This is a genomic window from Arthrobacter oryzae, from assembly GCF_037911235.1.
GTDB classification, from domain to species: Bacteria; Actinomycetota; Actinomycetes; order Actinomycetales; family Micrococcaceae; genus Arthrobacter; species Arthrobacter oryzae_E.
Window position 1 is genome coordinate 43,053 of the sequence record NZ_JBBLYW010000022.1, and the last position, 20,858, is coordinate 63,910.

Here is a 20,858-nt window from a genome sequence, read left to right on the forward strand (position 1 = left end):
GCAGGCAGTGCTTCAGGATGCTGTTCACAGTTGCTCCTTTGCAAAAGGCGGAGTGAAGGGCTGGAAGTAGAGGCAGAGGTCGGCGGCCGTCCGGGCCATCATGCCTAGTTTATATGGAATCTAAATTTAGTTCCTCAAGTATTATGTGGTGCAAAGCACAGAGAGGTCAACACCATGTCTGAAATGTCCGCCGCAACGCCCCAGCTTTTGCGGCGCGTGAGTGCCGGAGCAGTGCTCGACTTCATGCGCGCCTCCCAGGCCGTGACGGTCACGGAAGTCATGGAAGCCACCGGATTGACCCGGGCCACCGCCATTTCCGTGTGCGAGGACCTCATGGAGCGCGGCTGGATCAGGGAGCTGGAAAACCAGCGGGCATTTGGCGGCTACCAGAAGGGAAGGCCGGCGCGCCGGTTCGAACTCAACGAGCGCGCCGGCTACGTCCTGGGCATGGACGTGGGAATCTCCAAAGCAACGGTGGTGGTGTCCGATCTACGCGGCAAGGCCCTGGGCCGGTCCAGCCAGCCGTTCGCCGGGGCCGAGATCACGGCCCAGGAACGGGTTGCCGTGGTTGACCGGACCGCCATGATGGCCCTGCACAGCGTGGGGGCCTCCCCGGACTCTGTACTCGCAGTCTGCGCCGGAATCGCGGCCCCCGTGGACCGCAACGGGGACGTGCTGGCGACCCAGCACTTCTGGGGACTGTTCGACGTCGGCCTGAAGGCTGCGCTGCGGGACCTGCGCGGGTGGACGGTGCTGCTGGAAAACGACGCCAATCTCGCCGCCCTGGGGGACCGCTGGCGAGGTGCGGCGGCCGGCGTGGACGACGTTGTGGTTATTCTCGCCAGTGAACGCTTCGGTTCGGGCGTGATCGACGGCGGGCGGCTGCTGCACGGCCGCGGCGGCGGTGCCGGTGAGCTTGCGTTCCTGGACATGCTGGAGGGCGTGGGAGACACGTTCGGCATCGCGAACCTTGCCCGCACCTGGGGCGCCGAAGCCCTGGCCGGGAAGGCCAAAACCACGCTCCGGGAGCATGCCGGCGAAGGCGTCGAGGCGGAGCATGTTTTTGCCGCCGCCGCCGCCGGGGATGCTGTGGCCCTGAAAATCCTGGACCGGCTGGCAGAGAGGATGGCACGGGTGATCGGGGCCGTGGCCACCATCATCAACCCCGAGCTGGTGGTCATTGGCGGCGCAGTGGCAAACTCGGCTGGCGTGCTGCTTGGGCCGATCACCGAACGGCTGCCCAAGTTCACCGCCACTCCCCCGACCGTTGCCGTTTCCCCCCTGGGCGACTCGATCGTGACCGTGGGTGCCGTGCGGTGCGCCCTGGATTACGTGGAGGCAAACACCCTCGACCTGGAGCTCGCGGCCACGGCCTAAGCAGCTTCGCCTCCAGCAGCCCCGTCCGAAGAGCCGCTCGCGCTGGTGACGCTTAGCCGGCAGGCTGCAGCGCGGCTGAGACCGGGAGGGTGCCGTCCCGGAACTCGATGGTTCGGCCCGCGGTGTCCGGCAGGCCCAGTACGGCGGCCGTCACCAGTGCCACGTTCGCCCGTGACGTTGCGGTGCCCCCGGAGGTGTCCGCCGGGTTGACGTCGATGAGCCCGTTGCCCGGGCCGTCCGTCAGGGTTCCGGGGCCCAGGATGGTCCAGGCCAGGTCCGTGCCGCGCAGGTACTGGTCCGCGGCGGCCTTCGCCTCGGCATAGGCATGAAAGCTGTTGTCCGCCGGGACTCCGTGGTCCGGTCCTGCACCGAAGTAGGACACCATGACATAGCGCCCGACGCCGGCCTCCGCCGCCGCGTCCATCGACCGGATGGCGGCGTCCCGGTCCACGGCATAGGTGCGTTCGGGGCTGCCGCCGCCTGCACCGGCGGACCACACCACGGCGTCGTGTCCGCTGAGTGCGCCGGCGAGTTCCGCCGTCGTCGTATTCTCAACGTCCAGGACCGACGGCGTGGCGCCGGTTGCCGCGACGTCCTCCGTGTGGTCCGGGTTGCGGAAGAAGGACGTGACGTCCTTACCGTCCGCCGCGAGGATTCTGGCCAGTTCCAAAGCCACTTTGCCGTGGCCGCCGATGATTGCGATGCGCGTCATTGACCCAGCTTACGAGTACTTCAGGCTGAGCAGGAGTGCCTTCAGCTTTGCGTACCGTTCGCTCGCCATCCACTCCCTCGCCGCATCGGGCGTGGCGAAGACGGGCTGCTTTTCGTAATCGAACACCACGTAGGCGGACATGACCCCGTTGGGCAGGAGGACCTGGTTGCTTCCCGAACCCTCCTGCGTCGGCAGGAACTCCTTGGCCAGCCGGACGTCCATGAAGTAGTAGAGCGCGGTGCTGTCCGCCGGCTGCGTTGACTCCGGCATCCCTGGATAGGAGACGGGAAGGATCTGGTCCGAGGCGAAGCCGAACTCTGCAGCGTTCCCGGATACGTCCGTGATTCCCGGGACAGGGGCGTTGTCCAGAACGGTCCGCTTGACGCGGCCGGCCGCTCCATCGCCGTACATCCCGCTGAGGACCCGGGCCACCTCGGCGCCGGAGCTGTCTGCGACCACCGCGGCCACGGAGCCGGCCTTCGACTCCTCCGTCAGGTACGGCCCCTGTTCCGTCCGCACGCTCCACCCTTCGGGGTATGTGAAGGAAAGGTGCCCGTCGGGGAAGATGAAGGTCTGCGCAGACGCGGCCCCGGGCGGCGTCCCGGTCGGTGTAGGCCCTGCCGAAACGCTGGCGGGATCACTGCTGATCGGTGCTGTTGTAGCCGGCGCCGCGGTTTCCGATGCGGTGACGGTGGTGGCCGGTCCCGGCGCGGACGCCATCGGACCGAGGTTGGTGGCCGCCAGGACCCCTGCGGTGACAGCGGCCGCGGCCAGCGTGATCGCCCCGGCAAGCCGGGCGCGCCGCAGCCTGCGCTCCTCGAGCGAAGTCTCACCGGCCGGGAGGCTGTCGCTGAACGCGGCCGGATCGGCAAGCATCCGGCGGAGGGCCGCGTCGCCCTCCGGTGTTGACGGATCGTTGCGGACGGGATCCGTCGCGGAAATCATGTTCTTGATCGGATCCATTTCAGGCACCCATCCTCTGTGTGATCGCTTCTGCGCCCGCAGGCATGTGTTTCCGGAACGCTGCCCGCGCCCGGTGCAGCCGGACCTTTGCGGCGGACTCGCTGCACTTCAGCACACCCGCGATCTCCGCCGTGTCCAGCCTGTCCCAGTAGGCCAGCTGGAGAATGTCCCGGTCCTTCTCCCGCAGACCGGCCATGGCATCATGCACGGCCAGGTTGTCGGAGCCCTCCCCGAAACTCAGGACTGCCGTGGCTCGCAGCTTTTCCTGGAGCGCGCGCTGGCGGTCACGGCTCCGGTACGCATTTCCGATCATGTTCCGCGCCACGGTGACCAGCCAGGCGGTATCCGTCCTCGGTTGGTCGCCCCACTTCTGCCACACCACCCGGAAAACGTCTGCAGCGATTTCCTCGGCCACTTCCGGGGATTCCACCCTTCGGCGCACGAACCTGAAGACCGCTGGATAGCTATCTTTGTGTAAGGCGATAAACGCCAGTTCACGCTCGGAAAGCACAATTTCCCCCTGATGAGTAGTTCTGAGCCGCGATCTATCTGTATTGTTTCCGGCCCGCCGCCATGCGTTACTCACGGCGTAAAAGTTTTTCGGTCAGTGCCTGGACGGACGTTGTCAGGAGTCCCGAGGTCGACCAGCTGCCCGCTCTGTAACGATGTATTGCTGGGCCAAGGTCCAGAGGTTGGAAACGGTCCAGTAGATCAGGACACCAATGGGGAAAACGATGCCGCCAGCGCCGAAGACGACCGGCAGGATGTAAAGGATCACCTTCTGTTGCATCATGGCCGGCCCCGCGGCTGCCTCTTCAGGCGTGCTCCTGGCCAAGACCAGCTTCTGTGTGAAGAACTGCGCCGCCGTCATGGCCAGGATCATCACTACGGCCAGCACGGTCACCGCAACAGCATTACCGCCGGAGCCGTGGAGCAATGACGCGGACAGCGGGGCGCCGAAAATGCTGGACTGATCAAACTGCACCACCTGCTCGTGGTCCATGGTCCCGATACCTTCGCCACGGCCGGCCGCAGTGCCGACGCCGGAGAGCACCTGAAAAAGGGCCAGGAAGAACGGCGTCTGGATCAGCAGGGGAAGGCAGGCCGAGAAGGGGTTAGTGCCGTGTTTCTTGTAAAGTGCCATCTGTTCCTGCGCCATGGCCGGGCGGGACAACTGATCGGCCTTGCCCCTGTATTTGTCCTGCAGCTTTTTGAGGTCCGGCTGCAGGCTGCGCATTCGCCGCTGCGCGCTGACCTGCTTCAGGAAGACAGGGATCAGGGCGGCCCGGATGACCAGCACCAGCCCGATGATGGAGAGTGTCCAGGTCCAGCCGCTGGCAGCCGGCATACCGAGGGCGCCCAGCCCGTCGTGGAAGGCCACGATAATGAGGGAAACCAGCCACTTGAACGGAAACATGATTGCTTCAAAGAAGTCCACTGAGATCCCCATCCGCCAGTTGCTGCAAAGCTACTGCCAAACGCGGCACTTGTCACGGGCCGCTGCCGGCGGTCGGGCCGGCGGTTAAAAGTCCGTGGAAACAGGAAAGCCCCCGGAATCTCAAGGATTCCAGGGGCTTATCCTGTAGCGGTGGGGAGGCTCGATCTCCCGACCTCACGATTATGAGTCGTGCGCTCTAACCAACTGAGCTACACCGCCACGAATGAGAAAAACCTGCATCAAGCCGGTCAAAACCGCCTTGACACAGGCCCTCATTCAGAGCCCCCCACCGGAATCGATCCGGTGACCTCGTTCTTACCAAGAACGCGCTCTACCACTGAGCTAGGGGGGCAACGAGTAAATACTCTACCGGAAGATTCCGCTCCCAACAAATCGGCGGCGGGGACGCTCCGGGAAGCGGCCAAACGCGCCGAAAAGCGCGGAAATCCGGGGCCAAAACTGCCACGGAGGAGCCGCGCGGGGACGGTTGCGGCTATCTCGCCGGCCCGGTGTGACGAAGCGAACACGGGCGTCGGATCGGGAATCGGCTCACACGGCGGACGCGCTGGTCCGCATGAGCCAGTCTTTCACCAGCGCGGCAGTAAGATCCGGGCGCTCGAGATGAGCGTTATGGCCAGCGGCGTCCAGCACCGCGTAGGTGCCCCGGACATAGTGATTGCGGAGTTTCCACCCGTCCTCGTAGCCAGTTACATGGTCCTGACGCCCAAAAAGGTGCAACGAGGGCGCCTCGAAGGGAGCAGGGTGCGCGACCTCCGGTTCGACAGAGAGCGCGTACTCCGCTGCCACCCGGTCGAGAATGGTTTGGTTCGCTGCGCGAAGACCAGGCAGTGCATAGCGGGTGAATGCCTCGAGCGTGGCCTCGCTCTGGACGACGGTCATCTCTTCGTAGTCATCCCGCACCTGTCCAGCCAAAGCCAGAACGGAGGGGTCCTCCCGGACAACCTGCCGGCGGGGAAGGCTACGCGCCTGATGGGTCGGCTCGTACACACCCGCAAGAGTAGCCAGGCCAAGGACCTGATCTCGAAGCTCGTGAGCTACGTACCGGGCAATCATGCCTCCGAAGGAGTTGCCGATCAGCGCGAATGGCCGGTCTCCAAGATAGTCATGGATGTCGTCCAGAGCCCCCTGCGCGACGTGGTCCGTGCTGGTGATGTTGAAGTCAGAATTCCCCGCGGCCCACGGTAGGTCGATATAGATCCGCTGCCACCCGCACTCATCGATGGCGTCCTCCAATGGCAGCATGATCCGATGATCTACACCGAATCCGTGGATGACGACGAGCGGAAGTCCTTCTCCTAAGATTTGAGCAATCACGAACCAGAGCCTACAGGCCCAGTTGGAGCCTTCAGCGTTCGCGTGGGGCACGCATTGGTCCCGCCCGCAAGCCGGTCCCTCATCTAAGTCCACGGCTCTCTGATGTTTAAGGAGCCGGCTCAACAGGGACTTAAACGAGAAGGGGCCGGCTCGAAAGCCGGCCCCTTCTCAGTGCCTGGTGCTGCTAGGGCTTACCACTTGCCCTTGCGGTTGAAGTCGCGCTGTCCGCCTTCGTTGCCGTGGCGGGGCTTGCGTGAGCCGTCGCCGTGGCCGCCGAAGCGGGAGTCGCTGGCCTGGCCGCGGGTGGGTCCGCTGTCAGCGCCAACGCTGCGCTCCGAACGGTCGCTGTAGGAACGGCCGCCGCGGTCGGCGGAGGAACGCTCGCCGTCGTTCTTGCGGAATTCCTTCTTGAACCCGCCGTTGCCCTTGAAGTTGCCGCCACGGTCTCCGCCGCCGGAGTAACCGCCGCGGTCGCCGCCACGGCTGCCCTGGTAGCTGCCGCGGTCGCCGGACGGCTTGCGGCCGTTGTCCAGCTCGAGGTGGATCAGCTCGCCGCCGATCCGGGTGCGGGACAGGGCACGCAGCTGCTCGGGGCTCAGGTCAGCCGGGAGCTCCACGAGGGAGTGGTCCGAGCGGATGTCGATGCCGCCGATCTGGGCCGAGGAAATGCCGCCTTCGTTGGCAATGGCGCCGACGATGGAGCCCGGCATGACGCGCTGGCGGCGTCCGACGGCGATCCGGTAGGTGGCGTTACCTTCGGTCAGGGTGCGGGTGGGACCGCGTGAACCAAAGCCGTCCTTGGAGCGCTCGCGCTTCTGGAACTCGGGAGCTGCCGGCAGTTCCTTGACCAGCAGCGGCTGTCCGCCCTGTGCCATGACGGCCAGTGCAGCAGCGATCTCCGAGGCGGGCACATTGTGCTCTTCCTCGTAGGAGGAGATGAGGTCGCGGAACGCGGCAACGTCCTCGGACTCGAGGGTCTCCGTGATGCGCTCGGCGAACTTGCCCAGGCGCAGCGTGTTCACGGTCTCGGCCGTGGGCAGGTGCATCTGCTCCACCGGCTGGCGGGTGGCCTTCTCGATGGAACGCAGCAGGTACTTCTCCCGCGGCGTCATGAACAGGATGGCGTCGCCGGAACGGCCTGCACGGCCGGTGCGGCCGATGCGGTGGACGTAGGACTCGGTGTCGTGCGGGATGTCGTAGTTGACCACGTGGCTGATGCGCTCAACGTCAAGGCCGCGGGCCGCGACGTCGGTGGCCACCAGGATGTCGATGCGACCCTCCTTGAGGGCGTCGACAGTGCGCTCGCGCTGCTGCTGCGGGATGTCGCCGTTGATGGCGGCAGCCTGGAAACCGCGCGCCTTCAGCTTGTCAGCCAGGTCCTCGGTGGCCATCTTGGTGCGGACGAAGGCGATAACGCCGTCGAACTCTTCAACCTCGAGGATGCGGGTCAGTGCGTCGAGCTTGTGCGGGCCCATGACCTGCAGATAGCGCTGGCGGGTGTTCGCGCCGGTGGTGGTCTTGGACTTAACCGAGATTTCAGCCGGGTTGTTCAGGTACTGCTTGGACATGCGGCGGATCTGGCTCGGCATGGTGGCCGAGAACAGGGCGACCTGGCGGTCCGAAGGCGTCTGCTGGAAGATCTGCTCCACGTCTTCGGCGAAGCCCATGCGGAGCATTTCGTCGGCCTCGTCCAGCACCAGGTACTGGAGTTCGGACAGGTCCAGGGAACCCTTGGAGATGTGGTCGATCACACGGCCGGGGGTTCCGACAACAACCTGGGCGCCGCGGCGCAGGCCGGCGAGCTGGGGGCCGTAGGCGGAGCCGCCGTAAACCGGGAGGACCGTGAAGTCGTCAATGTGCTTGGCGTAGGAGGTGAAGGCCTCAGCAACCTGGAGCGCCAGCTCGCGGGTCGGGGCGAGGACCAGGGCCTGCGTCTTGCGGGACGGGCCGTTGAGGTCGTGGAGCTCGGCCAGGCGGGACAGTGCCGGTACTGCGAATGCTGCAGTCTTACCGGTGCCGGTCTGGGCCAAACCCACGACGTCGCGGCCTTCGAGCAGCAGCGGGATGGTTGCTGCCTGGATGGGGGAAGGCTTCTCGTACCCGACATCCTGCAGCGCGGCGAGAACGCGGCCGTCGATGCCGAGGTCGGCGAAGCGGACGCCTTCTTCTTCGTCCTCGGCCTTGGGGGCTTCAGCGGCAGGCGCTTCAGCCTTGGGAGCTTCAGCCTTGGGGGCTTCTTCTGCCTTGGGGGCTTCTGCGGTGGGGGCTTCAGCGGCAGGCGCTTCAGCGAAGAGGGGGGCGGAGCCGGCTTCGGGAGCAGCGGTCTCGGGGGCTTCGACGGCGGTCTCGGCAGTGGCTGCTTCGTTGATGGCGTCGTTGTGATTTTCGGGCATAGGGAAGTTTTCCTCATCCATAGGGGGCCAGGCGGCACAACCCGAGGTGAGCGGAGCCGCAGTGCATGTGCCGTTTGGACGCCGGGCAGACATTGACCGGCCGGTCACGTAGAAGTCCGGCGCTTTCGCAATCCCGTGGCAGGACTTCCCGCTGCATCTCTTGGCTGCTATCCCAGCAGTCTGTACAGCGTTTTCTTTAGCCGGCTCTCCCTATGAAAATGCCCGCATCGCTTGTGCGGGCCCCAACACTTGCCAGTCCTGCCTCAAAAATTGGGCAGGAATAAGGGATTTCCGGAGTGGGGGATATTTCAAGTGTAAAGCATGGTTCCGCGTTGCACTAACCCGCCGGCCACCCAGGGGCGGTGACGTTGCGCACACGGGCTGCGCGGCGCCCGGCGGAGCTAGACGCCCAGGCGCCGCTGAAGCTTCTCGAATTCCTCGTGGTACTCCGGCTGCAGGCGGATCTCGCCGTCAGCGTCGGCATCCCGCAGCGCTTCCATGTCCTCGAGCGTAGGGTCGCTGAACCAGTTGCCGACTGTCACGCCGTGGGTGGGGACGAACAGGCGGTGGACATGGTCGCCCGCCTGGATGGTCCCGGTCTTGATGACACGGAGGTAGGTGCCCACCCGGCCCGCTTCGGTGAATCGCTTGACCCAGCGGGCTTCGTCCATGCGGCGCTGGAACGTGGCGCAGGGAACGCGGGGCGATGTCACCTCTACCTCGACGTCGAGGCCGATCCTCCACCGTTCTCCGATCACCGCAGTGGTGGCCCCGATACCGGCCACCCGCAGGTTCTCCCCGAATACCCCCGGCGGGAGTTCGCGCTGCAGCTCTCCCACCCAGAAGTCGGCGTCGTCCTGCGAATAGGCATAGAGTGCCTGGTCCACACCGCCGTGGTGGATGCGGCTGGCCTGGATGTCGCCGTGGAGTCCCAGCTTGTGAACCCTGACCGGACCTTCGACGGCACGCTTGTCGATGGCCGTGACGCCCACACTCCCCTCATCGCTCAGGAGCTGGTGTACCCGGCAGACGGCAAGCACAGATGCGGTGTCCATGGCTACAGTCTAGGCGGGCATCACCGGCTGCGGGCGTCAGGGATCGAACCGGTACCCCATGCCGGCCTCCGTGTGCAGGTGGCGCGGTTTGGCCGGGTCCTGCTCGAGTTTCCGGCGAAGCTGGGCCAGGTAGACACGAAGGTACTGGGTCTCCTTTGCGTAGGCCTGGCCCCAGACCTGGGTGAGGAGCTGCTGCTGGCTGACCAGCTTGCCCGCGTTGCGCACCAGCAGCTCCAGGATGTTCCATTCCGTCGGGGTGAGCCGGATCTCGTGCCCGTCCCGGACCACCTTCCGGGCTGCCAGGTCCACCACGAAGTCCGCGGTTTCCACCGTGGGAGCCTCGCGCTGCGCCGGCGAGCGCCGGGAGGCCGCGCGCAGCCGTGCCAGGAGCTCGTCGAGGCCGAACGGCTTGGTCACGTAGTCGTCCGCTCCGGCGTCGAGCGCGTCCACTTTGTCTTCCGAGGCGTGGCGGGCGGAAAGCACGATGACGGGCACGGAGCTCCAGCCGCGTATCCCCCGGATCACGTCCACCCCGTCCATGTCCGGCAGCCCGAGGTCCAGCACCACGATGTCCACGGGGTGCTGGGCGGCCATCTTCAGCCCGTCCGCGCCGAATCCCGCGGTGATGGCCTGGTAGCCGTGGGCGCGGAGGTTGATCTGCATGGCCCTGGCCAGCTGGGCCTCGTCTTCGATGATCAGTACCAGGGTCACGGCCGCGGCCCCTCCCACAGCGGCAGGGTGACCACCATGGTCAGCCCGCCGCCCGGCGTCGCCTCCGCTGCCAGGGTTCCTCCCATGGCTTCGGAGAAGCCTTTGGCGACGGCAAGGCCCAGCCCGATCCCCACGGTGCGGCCGCCGCCCGTGCGCTGGGAATCGTTGAGCCGCTGGAACGGCTGGAACATGTCCAGTACGGCGGCCGGGGCCACTCCCGAGCCTTCGTCCACCACACGGAATTCGCTGGCCGGCCTTCCGCCCAGTGCGATCCCCTCCCCCGCGCGCGCTGTCAGCACGACATCGGCATCCGGCGCGTATTTGAGCGCATTCTCCACCAGGTTCGCCACCACGCGCTCCAGCATGCCGGCGTCGGCCTCCACCCGGGGAAGGTTGGGCGGCAGTTCCACCCGGATCCGGGCCGCGGGCAGGCCCCGGAGCGCATCGGGCAGTACGTCCGCCCAGCCCAGTCCGCCCAGGAGCGGGTTAACCGAGTCCGCCGTAATCCGGGACATGTCCAGCAGGTTGCCGATCAGGTGGTCCAGCCTGTCAGCTGAATCCTCGATCGTGGCAAGCAGTTCACGTTCGTCCTCCGGGGAAAACCGGACGTCTTCCTGGCGGAGGCTGCTGACCGCCAGTTTGATTCCGGCCAGCGGTGTGCGGAGGTCGTGGCTGACAGCCCTCAGGATGGAGGTTCGCATCTTGTTGCCCTCGGACAGCCGCTGGTTGTCCTCCATGCTTGCCACGAGCTGCCGGCGTTCCAGGATGGCCACCAGGAACGCTCCGAAGGCGGCCAGCATCCGCTGGTGCTGGCCGGAGAAGGGCTGACCCGCCGGCGGCCCGCCGTTGATCAGCAGTGTGTAGCGGGAATCGACGACGACGGCATGCTGGGCGGCCGCATGGGTCACCGGCGGGCTGGTCCCGGCGCTGGCAAGTACTGTCCATTGCGTGTGGCTGCCCGGCCCCCGTCCCGGGCCTCTTCCGGGCGCGGGACGGGGGCCGGGGGAATCCCCCGACGGGCTTCCCGCCACCAGGGTGACGGCGTCCACTCCCAGCCTGCTGCGGACCTTCTCGAGGAACGTCTCCACGCTGCCGTCGGAACTGAGGATCCGCAGGGAGAGCTCACTCAGTGCCGTGGCTTCGGCCCCGGACCTCGCGGCTTCCTGGGCCCGGCGGGTCGCCAGGCCCACGGCCAGGGCCACGCTGCAGGCGACAGCCAGGAACACCACGAGGGTGAACAACGTGGACGGATCGGCGATGGACAGCGTGCCCACGGGATCGGCGGAAAAGTAGTTGAGGAGCGTGGTGCCCAGGACAGCCGCCACCACCGCCGGCCAGATGCCCCCGATGGCAGCCACTGCCACGGCGACGGCGAGATGCAGCAGCATGATGATGCTGAAGTTCCGGTATCCCGCCAGCGTCACCAGGACTTCCACGGCAGGGGGGAGGACCACTGCAAGGACCATGCCCAGGACGAAGCGGCTCCGGCCGATTCCCCGGAGAGCCAAGCGCTCTGCCCCGGGGCGCGCCGTCCCGGAACCCGGGCGGCGGGAACTCCCTGCGCCGGAACTCCCTGCGCCGGACCGGCCGGGACGGGCGGATTCAACTGCTGCCATGGCTCCATCTTGGCACGGGCAGATCTCCCCCGTTTTTCGTTAACAGCACCTCTCTTCAGGCACTAGGCTGACTTCAGGATTTACCCAGCTCCGCCCGTTGACAGGCGGACCTGCCACCCGCGTGGCCGTAAGCCTTGCCGCGTGCCTGGCCGGACAGATTGAACATGGACAACCAAGGGGGACCCATGGACCCGCAGGACCCGACCGAGGATCCAAAGAAGGATCCGAAGAACGCCCGTACCGGGCACCAGGGCACGGACGGCCAGCCGGCAGAAGCCGGCGGTCCCGGTGCCGCCAAGCCCGGCTGGATGACCGCGCCCGAAGACTTCACGCCGCAGCCGCACGATCCCGCCGCGGGCCAGCTGCCGCCGTGGCAGGTCCCCAAGCCGGAGCTGCGCCCGGACCTTCTCAACCGTCCCGCAGCTGGCGGCCTGCCGCCCGAACCCGGGAAGGGGCCGGGGCCCGTGCTCGACCCCTTTGAACACGAACGCGAGCGGGAAGCAGCGGCACGCAAGAAGCGCTCGCAACGCCGTACCGTCGTCGTCGGCCTGGGCGTCACTGCCCTGCTGGCAGGCACCATCACCGCCATCGTGGCCAGCAACGAGGCGGAAGCCGACTACGCGCAGGTTTGCTTCAACGATGAAACCGGCGAGCGCGTGGATGACGCCCAGTGCGACAACAGCAGCAGCGCCGGCCGAAGCTCCGCCATCTACGCCTGGTACTTCTACTCCCGCGGCGCCAGTGTTCCTGCGGTAGGGCAGAACCGCTCGCAGTACCCCAGCTTCACCAAGACCGTGCCGCAGGGGGCGAAAACGTCCAAGGGCTACAGCACCAAGGGCGGCACGGTCAGCAGGGGCGGCTTCGGCAGCAGCTCCAAGGGCGGAAGCACGGGAGGCTAGGCGTGAAGAGACTGAGCGCAGCCCCGAGGCCCGACTGGAAGCAGAAGATTGAGGAACAGGGGCTGGTCTTCTCCACCACCACCATGCCGGACGGCAAGAAGATCGAGTACTGGAACGAGTCCGCTTACTACGAATTCACCATGGACGAGGTGGAAACCCTCGAAAAGACCGCCGAAGACATGCACCTGATGTGCCTGGAGGCGGCCAAGTACCTCGCCACCGGGGCCATGGGCAATATCGGGATCGGGCCTCAGGCCCTCGAACTTGCCGCGGAATCGCTGCAGGCCGGGGACCCGGACATCTACGGCCGCTTCGACTTCGTGTATGACGGCCGCGGCGGCCCGGCCAAAATGCTGGAGTACAACGCCGACACCCCCTCGGGCCTGATCGAGGCCGCCGTGGCGCAGTGGTTTTGGCTGCAGGACGTGTTCCCGGACAAGGACCAGTGGAACGGAATCCACGAAGCCCTGATCCGGCAGTGGAAGAAGCTGCAGTACCGGACCGGCATGAGCACGCTCCACGTCGCCCACTCGGAAGCCGAACAGTCAGGCGAGGACTGGATGACGGCGGCCTACATGCGCGACGTCGCCGGCCAGGGCGGCTGGACCACTATCGGGATCAACATGTCGGACATCGGCTGGGACCCCAACCTGAACCGCTTTGTGGACCTGGACAACTTCATGATCAGCACCATCTTCAAGCTGTATCCGTGGGAACTGATGATGAAGGAGCCTTTCGGCCAGCGCCTCCTGCAGCGCGCGCACAATCCGCGCTGGGTGGAGCCGGCGTGGAAGATGCTCCTGTCCAACAAGGCGCTCCTGGCAGCGCTGTGGCACCTTTATCCGGACCACCCGAACCTCCTCCCGGCCTACCTGAACGAGCCCGGGCCGCTGAAGGAATGGGTGGCGAAGCCGCTGCACGGTCGCGAGGGAGACAACATCAAGATCCACGCCGCCGGCATCAACATGGAACAGCCGGGCGGCTACGGGCGCGAGGGCTGGTGCTACCAGCAGTTCCACTCCCTGCCCGATTTCGACGGCAACCACCCCGTCCTGGGCCTGTGGGTGGTGGATGGCGAGTCCGTGGGCTGCGGCATCCGGGAATCCGACGGCCCCATCACCGATTACTTCTGCCGGTTCGTCCCCAACACGATCGACGCCCCGGCACCCCTGTCAGTCCAGGCCGCCTCGGCCTCCTCCAGCAAAGCAGGTATCGCACTATGAGCACAGGGACGACGACGGCGGCAGTTCCGTCCAAGGGGCTGCGCGCCGGCATCCTGGACCTGGGCGACTCCGTGATGCTGGGGCTGGCCTCAACCGCCCCCGTCTATTCACTCGCCGCCACGCTGGGCCTGATCGTGGCAGTCAACGGCAACTACACGCCGCTGATCCTGCTCCTCGGCTTTGTGCCGGTGCTCTTCATCGCCTACGCCTTCCGGGAACTGAACAGTGCCATGCCGGACTGCGGCACCACCTTCATCTGGGCCCGCCGGGCGTTCGGCCCCTGGGCCGGCTGGCTGGGCGGCTGGGGCGTTGCCCTCGCCGGCATCGTGGTGCTCGCCAACCTGGCCCAGGTTGCCGGACAATACCTGTGGCTGCTCATCGGCGACGGGTCGCTGGCGGAGAACGACCTCCTGGTGACGGCCACCGGCGTCGTGTTCATCATCTTCATGACGCTGGTGAACTACCGCGGCATCCGGCTGGGCGAGCATGTCCAGCGGGTCCTGACGTACGTGCAGTATGTCTCGCTGGGCATATTCGCGGTGGCGATTGTCTTCAGGATCGCGGGCGGGGCGCCGGAGGGCCAGGCCTTCGATATCGAGTGGTTCAACCCGGCAGGCGCCTTCGCCGATCCCGGAGCCGTAGTCCACGGGGCCCTCCTGGCGCTCTTCATCTACTGGGGCTGGGACACCTGCCTGGCCGTGAACGAGGAGACAGAGAATCCCGCCACCACCCCCGGCCGCGGCGCCGTCATCTCCGCGTTCGTGCTGGTGGCGATCTACGTTTCCGTGGCCCTGCTGGTGATGATGTATGCCACCGTGGGCACGGACGGCATCGGCCTGGGCAACGCCGAAAACCAGGACGACGTCTTCCTGGCCATGAAGGACGTGGTGCTGGGGCCGTGGGGCTGGCTGATCGTGGTGGCGGTGCTGTCGTCGGTGCTGTCCTCCACCCAGACCACCATCCTGCCCACCGCCCGCGGCACGCTATCCATGGGCGTTCACGGGGCCCTGCCGGCCAGGTTCGGCGAGGTCCACCCGCGCAACCAGACGCCGGGGTTCTCCACGAAGGTGATGGGGGCCGCCGCCGTCGTTTATTACGTGGCCATGAGCTTCCTCAGCCAGAACCTGCTCTCCGACTCCATCAGCGCCATCAGCCTGTTCATTGCCTTCTACTACGCGCTGACCGGCTTCGCGTGCTTCTGGTTCTTCCGCGGCACCCTGCGCGAGTCCGCCCGCAACCTGTGGTTCAGGGGCATCCTGCCCCTGCTTGGTGCGCTGATGCTGACGGCCGCGTTCTTCATCTCCGCCGTGCAGATGTGGGATCCGGCGTACGGCGATACGGAGATCTTCGGCATGGGCGGTGCCTTCGTCAGCGGCGTGGTGCTGCTGGCGCTGGGCGTGGTGCTGGCGGTGGTGTGCCGCTTCGCCCCCGGCACCCGGGACTACTTCCTGGCAAAACGTACAGTGCCCAGCAAGCTGTAAACACAAACCCGTAGGATGCTCCAATGAGCAACGCCGCTGACCTGACCTCCGTTCCGGACCCCTCCGACGTCCTGGCCCTGGACGCCCTCCTGACCCCGGAGGAGCTGGCGCTCCGGGAACGGATCCGCGATTTCACCGAGCAACGGATCAAGCCGGGCATTGCCCGCTGGTACGACGACGCGACTTTTCCGCTCGATCTTGCCCCGGAACTCGGCGAACTGGGCGTCCTTGGCATGCACCTGGAGGGTTACCGCTGCCCGGGGCGCTCCGCCGTCGAATACGGCCTGGCCGCGATGGAACTGGAAGCCGGAGACTCCGGGATCCGCACCTTCGTTTCGGTGCAGGGTTCCCTGGCCATGACCGCCATCCACAAGTGGGGGTCCGAGGAACAGAAGCAGGAATGGCTTCCCCGGATGGCCGCCGGTGAGGTGATCGGCTGCTTCGCGCTGACCGAACCCACAGCTGGATCCGACCCCTCCTCCATGACCACTGTTGCGCGCCGCGACGGCTCCGGGGACGACGCCGGGTGGGTGCTTGACGGTGCCAAGCGCTGGATCGGGCTGGCCTCCGTTGCCGGGGTAATGGTGGTGTGGGCCATGACCGACGACGGCGTCCGCGGCTTCCTGGTCCCAGCCGGAACGCCCGGGGTCACCGCGACGCCGATCGGCCGGAAGCTTTCGATGCGTGCCTCGATCCAGTGCGATGTGGTGTTCGACGGCGTGAAGCTGGGACCCGAGGCCCTGCTGCCGGGTGCCCGCGGCCTGCGCGGCCCGTTCACCTGCCTCAACGAGGCACGGTACGGGATTGCCTGGGGCGCCATGGGTGCGGCCCGCGATTCCTACGAAGCGGCGCTGAAGTACTCGCAGGACAGGCTCCAGTTCGGCAAGCCGCTGGCCGGGTACCAGCTCACCCAGGAGAAGCTGGTGAACATGCTCCTGGAGATCCAGAAGGGCACCATGCTGGCGCTCCACCTGGGCCGGCTCAAGGACGCCGGCACGCTCCGGCCGGAGCAGATCTCCCTGGGCAAGCTGAACAACGTGCGCGAGGCCCTGACGATTGCCCGCGAGGCCCGCTCCATCCTGGGCGGCAACGGGATCACGCTGGACTATTCGCCGCTGCGGCACGCCGCCAACCTCGAGTCGGTGCGGACCTACGAAGGCACGGACGAGGTCCACACGCTGATCCTGGGCCAGCACATCACCGGCATCGGCGCCTTCCGCTAACCCCGCCCAACTGACTCGCAATTAACGTCGTCAAAAGCGCTTTTCACGACGTTAACTGCGAGCTACTTGGGTTGGCCGGCGGGTGGGTGAACCTAGGCCGAGAAGCCGCCGTCGGCCTTGATCAGCTGCCCGGACACCCAGCGGCCCTCCGGCGAGAGCAGGAAGGCCACGGTGCCCGCCACGTCCGCAGGGGTCCCCAGCCGCCCGCCTGGCTGGCGCCGTGTGAGGTCCTCGCGCAGTTGTTGGTCCATCCAGCCGGTGTCCACCGGGCCGGGATTCAGCACGTTCGCCGTGATCCCGAGCGGGCCCAGCTCCCGTGCCGCGGCAATCACCGTGCGGTCCAGCGCTCCCTTGGACGCACCGTACGGAAGGTTGAACGCCGTGTGGTCACTGGTCAGCGCCACGATCGCGCCGCCGTCGTGCGCCGCCTGCCGGGCGAACGCGGCGATCAGCTGCCAGCTGGCCCGCGTGTTCACGGCGAAGTGCCGTTCCCAGCTGGCCAGGGTGGTGTCCAGGATGCCGGAGTCCACGGACTCGGCATGGCTGAGGACCAGCCCGTGCAACGGTCCGGCCTGCTCCGCCGCCGCAGCCATCAGCCGGTCCACGGCCAGCGGATCCTCAAGGTCGGCCGGCAGGGCAACGACGCGCGCCCCGGTTGCCTCCAACTCCGCTGCGAGGCGTTCGACGTCGTCGGGCTGGACTCCCCAGGGCATCCGGGTGTCGTAGTCCTGCCAGTAGGTCAGGACCAGGTCCCAGCCGTCGGCGGCCAGGCGGCGGGAAATGCCGGCGCCGATTCCGGCGAGGCGTCCGACGCCGGTCACCAGGGCTGTCCGGCTCACGCGGGCACCTCGGCTAGCGAACCCCGCCGGAGCACCACGAGCCAGCAGGCCAGGATAGCCACGGCGCAGAACACTCCGGCGCTGGAGGCCATAAGCCACGGCTCGGGATCCTGGAAGTCAAGGTTCTCCGCTCCCAGGGCCTCGCCGATGCTCTTGGGCGAAAAGAAGAACACGATGATCGAGGCACCCAGCACTCCGCCCATCAGCCAGCGGGTGACGCGGTGACGGTGCGGCGTCTCGCGCAGGGTCCAGGCGAAGGCCGGGAGGACAGCCGCCATCCACACCCAGTGGTGGGACCAGGACACGGGGCTGATGAGCAGCATGGTCAGCGCGGTTGCCGAAATGGCCACCACCCGGGCGCCTTGATCGCTGGCGGCCTTGATCACCAAGGCGCCTGCGCCCGTCACCACCAGGCTCAGCAGGAGCCACGGGACGGTGACGCCGGCTTCGGGAACACCGAAATGCAGCAGGGCGCCCTTGATCGACAGGTTGTCCACGTAGCCCGCGCCGCCGATCCGTGAGGTGTCCGGGAGGATCTCCAGCCAGAACCGGAACGATTCCGCCGGGCGGACCAGCCATCCCAGGAGCACGGTGGCGGCAAACCCGGCGGCCATGTTGAAGAGGCCCCGCCAGTCCTTACGCACCAGGAAGTACAGCCCGAAGACCAGCGGCGTCAGTTTGATGCCGGCCGCCATGCCCACCAGGAAGCCGCGGCCCGGGAAGCCCTGGTTCCAGCGCTGGTTCCGGGCGAGGAGGTCGGCTGCCATAAGCCCCATGAGCAGGATGTTGATCTGGCCGAACGCCAGGGTCTCGCGCCACGGACCCAGGTTGATGACGGCCAGCAGCAGGATGACGGCTCCCCACCGGTTCCGCGTTGCCTTGAACCCGTGAATTGCCGTGGACCCGGGGGCTCCGAACGTGCTGCGCCAGTCCTGCTTGGCGCTCCAGTACCGCACCCCGCGCACCGCGACCCACACGGCCACCGCCGCACCGGCGGCGTTGAACAGCATCAGCGCGGATTCCTCCGGCAGCCTGGCCAGCAGGCCGAACAGCAGCGCGGCGAACGGCGGGTACGTGAACGGCAACTCCGGCCCGCCGGCCCAGCCCACGGTCCGGCTGTAAAGGTCCGACGGCGCCTGGCCGGCTTCGTTGAGGATCTTGCCGCCGTGCCAGTAGACACTGAAGTCGAGGCCCTGCTCGCCCCAGACGTCAAGTCTTGCGGCCATGAACAGGGCAGCTGCCAGCACGGCCAGCAACGTCACGAGCTCCCCGGCGATGCCCCGGGCCAGCTGGCTCCGGTACCACGCTCCCGGAGCTCTTCCTGCAGGGGGCTTCGTCGCAGGGGTCTTCGTTGCTTTTGCGGCGAGCAGTGCCATCCCGTGTCCCCAAACGTCGTTCCTGCAAAGCGGCGCCACTGTAGGCGCGTTGCGCGCGTATCGCGATGATGTGCCGGCTGACTCGCGCCGGATACGGCGCCTTGTCCTCACATCCTACTGAATCCGCGGCCCTGTCCCCCGCTACGCCCCGGCGTGGCACGGCAAGCCGCCGCGCTCGGCGGCCCCGGCCTGGCACCTGCACTCAGCGCTCAGCAGCCCTGGCCTCCACCAGCACGGGTTCCCGCGCTCCGGCATCCTTGCGGATGGTGGCGCTGATGACGGCGGCAATGGTGCACATGGCGGCAGCGCCGAACCAGGCGTAGGTGTACTGGCCGGTGGCGTCGCGGATGGCACCGGCGCCCAGTGCCGCGGCGGCTGCGCCGAGCTGGTGGGCGGCGAACACCCAGCCGAACACCACGCTGCCGTCGGCGCCGAACACCTGGCGGCAGATGGCGGCGGTGGGTGGAACGGTGGCCACCCAGTCCAGCCCGTAGATCACCACGAACACGATCATGCTGGGCTGGACCGTCGCGCTGAGCAGGAGCGGCAGCACCAGCAGTCCGATGCCGCGGAACTGGTAGTACACCGCCAGCAGGATCCGCGGGTTGAAGCGGTCCGTCAGCCAGCCGGACGCGATGGTGCCCAGGATGTCGAAGATGCCGACGACGGCGAGCAGGCCCGCCGCCGTGGTCTCCGCCATGCCGTGGTCGTGTGCGGAGGGGATGAAGTGCGTGCCGATGAGCCCGTTGGTGGTGGCCCCGCAGATGGCGAAGCCGGCCACCAGCGCCCAGAAGGTCCGGACCTTGCTGGCGCGTTTGAGCACCTGGAGTGCCCGCACCGCGGCGTTGCCGCTCGGGAGGGCGTTCACTCCGGGGGGTGTTGCGTTCCAGTCGGGGCTTACCGAGGCAGCCGGCTCCGGCGCGGCGTCGGCACCGTAGGGCAGGACTCCGGCGTCGGCGGGTGAGTTCTTGAGGAACTTCAGAACCAGCGGCACCACGGCCAAGGCTCCCGCGGCGATGAGCAGGGACGCCTGCCGCCAGCCGGGGTCCTGGGCCAGCATGGCGATGAAGGGAAGGAAGACCAGCTGTCCCGCGGCGCTGCCGGCCGTCAGGATGCCGATCACCAGGCCGCGGCTCTTGGTGAACCACGTGTTGGCGATGGTGGCGGCGAACACCAGCGCCATGGACCCTGTGCCCAGTCCGATCAGCAGTCCCCAGGTCAGCAGGATCTGCCACGACTGGTTCACCAGCACAGTGAGGGCGCTGCCGGCGCCGATCAGGACCAGCGCCACGGAGGTTACGGCGCGGATGCCGAACCGTTCCATGAGCGCCGCGGCAAACGGCGCGGTGAGGCCGAACAGCACCAGGTTGATGCTGACGGCCGCCGAAAGCACGGTGGTGGACCAGCCAAATTCGTTCTGCAGCGGCACCATCAGGACTCCGGGGGCGGCCCGGAAGCCGGCGGCGCCCACGAGGGCCAGGAAAGCGACGGCGGCCACGATCCACGCCGGGTGAAGCCGGCGCCGCGGCTTCTTTTTGGGCGCGGACGGCAGGGTGGTCTCGGATGCGCTCATGCTTCGGGCCCGTTCTGTTCGCCCGCGTTGCGGAAGGGAGTTGAGGCGGCGGTGGCCAGCCGGACCGGTCCGGGCGTGCGGGTGAGGCTGTGCCAGCTGGTGTTGTCCGCGGTGAGCCGTTCACCGCAGGCCGTGCAGCTGTCCGCCGAGGAGGTCCGCTTCCCGCACGTTGTGTGGATGACAAACATGTGTGCAGATTCGGACGGTGCCGGAAGGTGCTTTTCGGCCCAGATCACGACGGCGTTGAGCACCGGCAGCGCGTCCGCGCCTTTCCCGGTGAGGACGTACTCCTGGCGGGTGCGGCCGCCGTCGTCGTACGGCTTCCGCTCCAGCAGCCCGGCGTCAACCAGGCCTGCAAGGCGCTTGGTGAGCACGGAATCGGCCACCATCAGCCGGTTCTTCATGGCCTCGAAGCGGCCGTTGCCGAAGAAGACTTCGCGGAGCACCAGCATGCTCCAGGGATCGCCGAGGATGTCCAGGCCCCGCGCCAGGGCGCAGGTTCGTTGGGACCAGTCGGAGCGGAGTGCCATGAAGGAAACCGTAGCTGACTTTCTTCAAGAAAGCTAGCATTCCGAGGCCGAACGGGCATTTGTGGCCCCTCCCGCCGTCCGGAACGGGGCCGCAAGTGCCCGTTCGCGCTCAAG

General features: G+C 67.1%; 17 protein-coding genes, 2 tRNA genes and 1 pseudogene. 5 read left to right on the forward strand and 15 right to left on the reverse strand.

The genetic code is table 11. The annotated features are described in order from the left end of the window. Positions 1 to 174: 174 nt before the first annotated feature. The gene (locus WMN78_RS07290; RefSeq protein WP_340532925.1) at positions 175 to 1,377 is read left to right on the forward strand and encodes an ROK family transcriptional regulator; all 1,203 of its coding nucleotides are present in this window, start codon (positions 175 to 177) and stop codon (positions 1,375 to 1,377) included. A gap of 52 nt (positions 1,378 to 1,429) precedes the next feature. On the opposite strand, the gene WMN78_RS07295 is transcribed toward WMN78_RS07290, so the two are convergent. The 11 genes and pseudogenes from WMN78_RS07295 to WMN78_RS07345 all read right to left on the reverse strand — a co-directional run bounded on the left by WMN78_RS07295 (position 1,430) and on the right by WMN78_RS07345 (position 11,600). Beyond that, entirely contained in the window at positions 1,430 to 2,089 is a 660-nt protein-coding gene (locus tag WMN78_RS07295) for an SDR family oxidoreductase (RefSeq protein ID WP_340532926.1), read from the reverse strand. 9 nt (positions 2,090 to 2,098) lie between these two features. Next, positions 2,099 to 3,052: a hypothetical protein gene (locus WMN78_RS07300; RefSeq protein WP_340532927.1), complete on the reverse strand. Its 954-nt coding sequence runs from the start codon at positions 3,050 to 3,052 to the stop codon at positions 2,099 to 2,101. Between the two features lies 1 nt (position 3,053). Further along, the gene (locus WMN78_RS07305) at positions 3,054 to 3,563 is read right to left on the reverse strand and encodes a sigma-70 family RNA polymerase sigma factor (RefSeq protein WP_340532928.1); all 510 of its coding nucleotides are present in this window, start codon (positions 3,561 to 3,563) and stop codon (positions 3,054 to 3,056) included. A 141-nt stretch (positions 3,564 to 3,704) separates the two neighbouring features. Next, positions 3,705 to 4,490 (reverse strand): annotated as a pseudogene (gene yidC / locus WMN78_RS07310) (membrane protein insertase YidC); the annotation flags it as partial. Positions 4,491 to 4,635: 145 nt separating this feature from the next. Beyond that, positions 4,636 to 4,709: transfer RNA gene (locus WMN78_RS07315), tRNA-Met, on the reverse strand. A gap of 61 nt (positions 4,710 to 4,770) precedes the next feature. After that, positions 4,771 to 4,842 (reverse strand) — tRNA-Thr (locus WMN78_RS07320). A gap of 197 nt (positions 4,843 to 5,039) precedes the next feature. Next, positions 5,040 to 5,825: an alpha/beta hydrolase gene (locus tag WMN78_RS07325; protein ID WP_340532929.1), complete on the reverse strand. Its 786-nt coding sequence runs from the start codon at positions 5,823 to 5,825 to the stop codon at positions 5,040 to 5,042. A gap of 191 nt (positions 5,826 to 6,016) precedes the next feature. Next, positions 6,017 to 8,218 carry a DEAD/DEAH box helicase gene (locus tag WMN78_RS07330; RefSeq protein WP_340532931.1) on the reverse strand — a complete coding sequence of 734 codons (2,202 nt, stop codon included), beginning with the start codon at positions 8,216 to 8,218 and terminating at the stop codon, positions 6,017 to 6,019. A 401-nt stretch (positions 8,219 to 8,619) separates the two neighbouring features. After that, positions 8,620 to 9,273: an MOSC domain-containing protein gene (locus tag WMN78_RS07335; RefSeq protein WP_340532933.1), complete on the reverse strand. Its 654-nt coding sequence runs from the start codon at positions 9,271 to 9,273 to the stop codon at positions 8,620 to 8,622. 36 nt (positions 9,274 to 9,309) lie between these two features. After that, the gene (locus WMN78_RS07340) at positions 9,310 to 9,984 is read right to left on the reverse strand and encodes a response regulator (RefSeq protein WP_340532934.1); all 675 of its coding nucleotides are present in this window, start codon (positions 9,982 to 9,984) and stop codon (positions 9,310 to 9,312) included. Beyond that, complete coding sequence (locus WMN78_RS07345) at positions 9,981 to 11,600, reverse strand: sensor histidine kinase (protein ID WP_340532935.1); 1,620 nt, start codon at positions 11,598 to 11,600, stop codon at positions 9,981 to 9,983. Before WMN78_RS07345 ends, WMN78_RS07340 begins: the two co-directional genes overlap by 4 nt. A gap of 185 nt (positions 11,601 to 11,785) precedes the next feature. Here WMN78_RS07345 and WMN78_RS07350 point away from each other — a divergent pair, with 185 nt between their 5' ends. Genes WMN78_RS07350 through WMN78_RS07365 form a run of 4 tightly spaced genes read left to right on the forward strand, consistent with a single transcriptional unit; the run spans position 11,786 to position 16,426 of the window. Continuing rightward, complete coding sequence (locus WMN78_RS07350) at positions 11,786 to 12,499, forward strand: Tat pathway signal protein (RefSeq protein WP_425341132.1); 714 nt, start codon at positions 11,786 to 11,788, stop codon at positions 12,497 to 12,499. Positions 12,500 to 12,501: 2 nt separating this feature from the next. Beyond that, on the forward strand, positions 12,502 to 13,722 hold the full coding sequence (locus WMN78_RS07355) for a glutathionylspermidine synthase family protein (RefSeq protein WP_340532936.1): 1,221 nt from the start codon (positions 12,502 to 12,504) through the stop codon (positions 13,720 to 13,722). Further along, positions 13,719 to 15,203, forward strand: a complete 1,485-nt coding sequence (locus tag WMN78_RS07360; RefSeq protein ID WP_340532937.1) for an APC family permease — start codon at positions 13,719 to 13,721, stop codon at positions 15,201 to 15,203. The genes WMN78_RS07355 and WMN78_RS07360 overlap by 4 nt, the downstream gene beginning before the upstream one ends. A 23-nt stretch (positions 15,204 to 15,226) precedes the next feature. Beyond that, positions 15,227 to 16,426: an acyl-CoA dehydrogenase family protein gene (locus WMN78_RS07365; RefSeq protein WP_340532938.1), complete on the forward strand. Its 1,200-nt coding sequence runs from the start codon at positions 15,227 to 15,229 to the stop codon at positions 16,424 to 16,426. A gap of 92 nt (positions 16,427 to 16,518) precedes the next feature. On the opposite strand, the gene WMN78_RS07370 is transcribed toward WMN78_RS07365, so the two are convergent. The 4 genes from WMN78_RS07370 to WMN78_RS07385 form a co-directional block, all read right to left on the reverse strand. Next, a complete protein-coding gene (locus WMN78_RS07370; protein WP_340532940.1) occupies positions 16,519 to 17,265 on the reverse strand; it encodes an SDR family oxidoreductase in 747 nt (248 codons plus the stop codon). Then, positions 17,262 to 18,641, reverse strand: coding sequence for a glycosyltransferase 87 family protein (locus WMN78_RS07375; RefSeq protein ID WP_340532942.1), 1,380 nt, complete (start codon positions 18,639 to 18,641; stop codon positions 17,262 to 17,264). The genes WMN78_RS07370 and WMN78_RS07375 overlap by 4 nt, the downstream gene beginning before the upstream one ends. Before the next feature lie 202 nt (positions 18,642 to 18,843). Continuing rightward, positions 18,844 to 20,214: an MFS transporter gene (locus tag WMN78_RS07380; RefSeq protein WP_340532943.1), complete on the reverse strand. Its 1,371-nt coding sequence runs from the start codon at positions 20,212 to 20,214 to the stop codon at positions 18,844 to 18,846. Further along, the gene (locus tag WMN78_RS07385) at positions 20,211 to 20,744 is read right to left on the reverse strand and encodes a helix-turn-helix domain-containing protein (RefSeq protein ID WP_340532945.1); all 534 of its coding nucleotides are present in this window, start codon (positions 20,742 to 20,744) and stop codon (positions 20,211 to 20,213) included. Before WMN78_RS07385 ends, WMN78_RS07380 begins: the two co-directional genes overlap by 4 nt. Between the last annotated feature and the right edge of the window lie 114 nt (positions 20,745 to 20,858).

Bases quoted from the DNA above. Each gene is read 5' to 3' on its own strand.
- WMN78_RS07290 (WP_340532925.1), top strand. From the start codon at position 175: ATGTCTGAAATGTCCGCCGCAACGCCCCAGCTTTTGCGGCGCGTGAGT.
- WMN78_RS07295 (WP_340532926.1), bottom strand. From the start codon at position 2,089: ATGACGCGCATCGCAATCATCGGCGGCCACGGCAAAGTGGCTTTGGAA.
- WMN78_RS07300 (WP_340532927.1), bottom strand. From the start codon at position 3,052: ATGGATCCGATCAAGAACATGATTTCCGCGACGGATCCCGTCCGCAAC.
- WMN78_RS07330 (WP_340532931.1), bottom strand. From the start codon at position 8,218: ATGCCCGAAAATCACAACGACGCCATCAACGAAGCAGCCACTGCCGAG.
- WMN78_RS07335 (WP_340532933.1), bottom strand. From the start codon at position 9,273: ATGGACACCGCATCTGTGCTTGCCGTCTGCCGGGTACACCAGCTCCTG.
- WMN78_RS07345 (WP_340532935.1), bottom strand. From the start codon at position 11,600: ATGGCAGCAGTTGAATCCGCCCGTCCCGGCCGGTCCGGCGCAGGGAGT.
- WMN78_RS07350 (WP_425341132.1), top strand. From the start codon at position 11,786: ATGGACCCGCAGGACCCGACCGAGGATCCAAAGAAGGATCCGAAGAAC.
- WMN78_RS07360 (WP_340532937.1), top strand. From the start codon at position 13,719: ATGAGCACAGGGACGACGACGGCGGCAGTTCCGTCCAAGGGGCTGCGC.
- WMN78_RS07365 (WP_340532938.1), top strand. From the start codon at position 15,227: ATGAGCAACGCCGCTGACCTGACCTCCGTTCCGGACCCCTCCGACGTC.
- WMN78_RS07375 (WP_340532942.1), bottom strand. From the start codon at position 18,641: ATGGCACTGCTCGCCGCAAAAGCAACGAAGACCCCTGCGACGAAGCCC.
- WMN78_RS07380 (WP_340532943.1), bottom strand. From the start codon at position 20,214: ATGAGCGCATCCGAGACCACCCTGCCGTCCGCGCCCAAAAAGAAGCCG.
- WMN78_RS07385 (WP_340532945.1), bottom strand. From the start codon at position 20,744: ATGGCACTCCGCTCCGACTGGTCCCAACGAACCTGCGCCCTGGCGCGG.